Raw genomic sequence first — 3,631 nt, forward strand, 5'->3', positions numbered from 1 at the left:
TCTACCGAGGGCTCTGCCTCCCTTCCCCGTTAGTTTTGTCAGTCAAGCAGCTCCTGAGCTTACCGCCCAGACGATTCTATCCTTAATGATTCTGTGACCTAACGAAAAGTGTGACCTAACGAAAAGACCCCCTAAATTTATTCAGGAGGTCTCCAGGTGCATTGCGCGAAACAATTTACTTTAACTAGACTTACTTCAACTATTAGTTTCCTCTGGCCGAGAAAGCTGCTGCTGATACGTATAAAAGCTTGCAACTAAAGCAAGTCCAAACCACCACAAAACATTGACACTTGGACGATACCAGACTGTATCGACCAACCCATGTCCGACCATGCCAGCGACAAGCGCGACGGCTCCGATTAACCAAAAGGCATCACGGTTGCCAAGTTCTCTCAGCCGCTTCAGTTGCACTGCCCCTTGATTAAACGCCACCAGCAGCAGCCACAGAAAGGCAAATAGTCCAATAAAGCCCATTTCAACCGTCACTTCTAGCAAAATGGAATAGGCGCTGAGGGCAGTAAAGCGAGGGCGTTGATAGAGGGGATAAACTTTCTTGAACACCTGATCGCCAGGACCAATTCCTAGAACTGGATAGTCCTGAATCATTTGCCAAACGGCTGCCCATACATTCAGTCGAAACGCATTGCTACTATCACCACTCCCTGCAAAAATGCTGGAGACTCGGTACCGAAAGGCTGGCACGAAGAGCATGCCCAGTACCAGCACACTCGCCAAGCCTAAAAAGAGAATTGGCAGTGCAGAATATCGCCAGAACTTGGGCAAGTATGGACTCCACCAGTAGTGCAGCATGACAAACAATACTAGCGCCATCAGCGCCAGTCCAATCCAACCGCCGCGGCTCTGAGTCAGGAGCAGACAGGCTGTATTTGCGATCGTCATAATCATCGCCAACGCTTTGGGCAACCAGCCGCGCCAAGCAAAAATAGCAACGAGGCTCAGCGCGATCGCGGGAATCAAGTAGGCTGCCAATAGATTCGGATTGCCTAGAAAGCTATACACACGTGTCGTTTTCGCCAATGGAGATTCTGGATCGACCCACGTTGCCAGCGCATCGGCCCCAAAAAACCATTGCCGTAGCCCATAGCCACTCACAATCAGCGCCACGTGAAGATAGACGCCGATTAGCCACGACCGCAGCCTTGGCGATCGCAACACTCTCGCCATCAGCGCAAACAGCAGTAAATATAAGCTCAGCTTTGCCAACCCAATAAACGCCGCCACTTTAATGGCTCTACCCTGCGCTACGGCAGCAGAAACAGCGGCAACGCCCCAAAAGACCACGAGTGGCAGATGAATCGGCGTCAGCCCTAATCTAGGGTGTCCTTCAGAAGGGTCATCGGTCACAGTCAACAAAACCCAATACGCCGCACACGCGCCCAGTATCCAACCGATTAGCTCAGTTGAAACAAATGGTGTAACCCCAAGCAGGGCACTGAGAATTCCCACGCCGATGGGGTCTGCCCACTGCACGAGAAAACTTTGTTTGCGCCACGATCGTAGTGACCCAACCATGCGATGCAGATAACTCGCTCCTCGCCACTGGTGCAGCGGCAGAGATGCCAAGGTCACCTGTTGCCAAACGGAATTCATACGCGGATTTCCATGCTTCAAAACACCATCGCCCAAGGCAGAATTAGGCTAGGGTCATTATCCGCGAAAATGTCAGTTGTAGGGCGTAGTTTGTACAGTTGTATTTGTAGACGTATCTGTAGAAAATGCTGTGATTAAGGCAGGGCGGTGCTCTGAAGGAGCCGCTAAGCAATTGTTTGTAGTTGAATGCAGCCTAGACTGGTTGAGACTTTGATCAGAGGTGTACTAGTGGATCTATTTTGTGATGAACCTAGTGTAGTGAATCTACGATCGCCGCGATCGTGCACTACACCAGTTGTTCAATTGCTTAGGAATTTTGATTGAGCCTAGGAATTGTAATCACGTAGCGATAGCCCGGTTCTGAGACGCCTTGAATTAAAATTTGTCCACCGTGCAGTTCAGCTAATTGACGGCTGAGAAGCAAGCCCAGATTCTTACGCAACTCTTCTGCGCCAGGAACCTCCAAATCCATCTCAGAATCAACAATTGTTGTCACAGGAATCAAGCTAGAAACCGAACTGCGACTACCGTTGCTGTTGCCATTACCAGCGTATTCTAAACTCAGCAGAGAGGATGATACATAGCTATCAGCATATCCTGCTCCATCACCTAAACACGGATGAGACGCCCACACCGTAAAGCGGAGTCCGCTACTTTTGTGAGACACATGAAGCCGAATAATGCTACCTGCATTCGAAGCTTGAATCACGCTGAAAATCAGGTGATACAGCATCTGACGAATTTTCTCTTTATCAAGCAGCCATAGCCGCGTTCCCGGTTCGACCGAGAGGCGAATCTGCTGCTCCCGGCGATTGGCGGCTTGCTCTAACGTGCTAATCGCCTGCTGACATAGCATTTCAACATTCACAGATGACAGATTTAACCTTCTGTTGCTGTCATCAAGCTGGGAGAGTTCCAAGATTTCTTTCACTAAAGATAAAAGGTATTGCCCGCTGTGATGAATGATATCTAAATATTCTTTTTGCTTACTGGTGAGCGGTCCATAAATCTCGCGATTGAGAACGCTTGCCATTCCCATCACTGAGGTTAGAGGGGTGCGGAGTTCTTGAGTGAGGTGAGCGAGGAGTTCAAATTTGACGGAGCTAGTTGGTGCGATCGACAAGGCATCTTGCGTTTTTGTCGATTTGTTGCCGTCAGCTTTCAGAGCGTGCTGTCGCTCATATTCACTCATGCTCAATCGCGCTGTGAGCATTAAAAACTCAGCATCTTTTTCTGTGAAATTGCGCGGCGACAGATCAAAGACGGCTAGAGTACCCACGCACTTGCCGCTTGTTGTGAGCAAAGGCGCTCCTAGATAAGCCCGAATGCCGTACTGCACCAACAGACTGTTGGCAAACGCTACATCAGCGAATGTATCGTCGATCGCAAGAATTTGATGGCTATCAACTACATTGACGCAGAACGAGTCCTCGCGGGGCAATTGGCGCGACAGGGCTAAATCATTCATTAAGCCCAGACGAGACAGCCCAACGGCGGATTTAAACCACAGACGCTCTTGATCCATTAACGTCAAGAGGCAGATGGGGGCATTGAGAAAGTGAGCCGCCGTCTGAGCCGCTTCTTCAAAAATTGGTACAGTTTCAGGCTCTAGTAAGCCTAGGCCCGTTAGCACAGACAGACGTTGCTGTTCTCGTGCCTCAACTGTTAGACCATCTAACCGACAAAATAGCCTGTCAGGGATTCGCATTACAACCCCTATTCCTCGTAAAAAGAACTCGTCTATAAGCGGTTAATTCTGTAAAGAATTACAAAACCGCCTGTTGTTATACAAAGATTGCCCTGGCACTAGGCTGAATCAACGTTTCTAGACAAGAAAGATTACGGAAATATAGGAGTTGCACGCCTGCTTGTCCTTGTGAGATTACGGAACCTTAATTTTGTTGTGTTGAATTAAGGTTCTTCTCTTTACTCGCTCCAATTTGAGTGTCGAAATCAAGGCTGGACTCATTAGACTTAATCGGCAATAGCTTAATCTAGAAGACATATAGTTATTCTCGCT

At 48.7% G+C, this 3,631-nt stretch carries 2 protein-coding genes; both read right to left on the minus strand.

What is annotated here, in order from left to right; all coding sequences use genetic code 11:
* Positions 1-195 precede the first annotated feature (195 nt).
* A complete protein-coding gene (locus tag AC5I6P_RS02870) occupies positions 196-1,611 on the minus strand; it encodes an IctB family putative bicarbonate transporter (RefSeq protein ID WP_495692254.1) in 1,416 nt (471 codons plus the stop codon).
* Between the two features lie 307 nt (positions 1,612-1,918).
* On the minus strand, positions 1,919-3,319 hold the full coding sequence (locus AC5I6P_RS02875) for a GAF domain-containing sensor histidine kinase (protein ID WP_495692255.1): 1,401 nt from the start codon (positions 3,317-3,319) through the stop codon (positions 1,919-1,921).
* Positions 3,320-3,631: the final 312 nt, after the last annotated feature.

The sequence above is a fragment of the Myxacorys sp. genome, assembly GCF_059501405.1.